The 597-nt window shown below is 46.2% G+C and carries 1 protein-coding gene; it reads right to left on the bottom strand.

Annotation, left to right across the window (positions count from 1 at the left end; genetic code table 11):
• The coding region (locus R7044_RS26625) for a CorA family divalent cation transporter (protein WP_318141746.1) at positions 1 to 507 on the bottom strand (507 nt) is incomplete at its 3' end.
• Positions 508 to 597: the final 90 nt, after the last annotated feature.

Genomic DNA, 597 nt, shown 5'->3' with positions numbered 1-597 from the left:
GTTGTACGTTGACTCAGCATTGACGTCAAACTCGTTTAACGTTTCTTCGATGGTGTCGAGATACAAGTCGATTTTGCCGTTCAGCCCTTCGATGATGTGATTCAGTAAGCGCGCCAGGCTTTTCGGCCCTTTGTGCTCTGCTAATGCTTGGCGAATTTCCATGATTGCACGTGATGGGATCTTACGAGTCGAGATCAGTGCGCCCTGAAAATAGAGAATACGGATACTGAGCATGTCTTCCGGCGACGCATTCTCGTTCATGTTGATGCCTCGTAAGATCAGCATGAAGTTATCGTCATCCAAAGGATGGAAAGATGGTCGGCTCTCGTCGGCTAACAGATGATCAACCGTCGCACGTGGTACGTGATTGTCTTCTAGCCAGCCACGAATATCGGGATGAAGCCTTTCACAGTGGTACCAATGATTCGGTTGAATGTGTTCCGCCGCTGTTGTTTCTTGAGTCGCCATTGGGGTTGAAAAATCCCAATGTTCAATCATAAAACCCATTTTCTTTTCCTTTTTTTAGCCTTTGCCCCAATAATCTCCAGATGCTTAACTTATCGAGAATGACTTATTGTACTACACGCCTCAACGTGT

The sequence above is a fragment of the Vibrio sp. 1402 genome (assembly GCF_033340275.1).
Note: the sequence above shows the minus strand (reverse complement) of the source record. Positions and strands in the feature narration are given on the sequence as shown.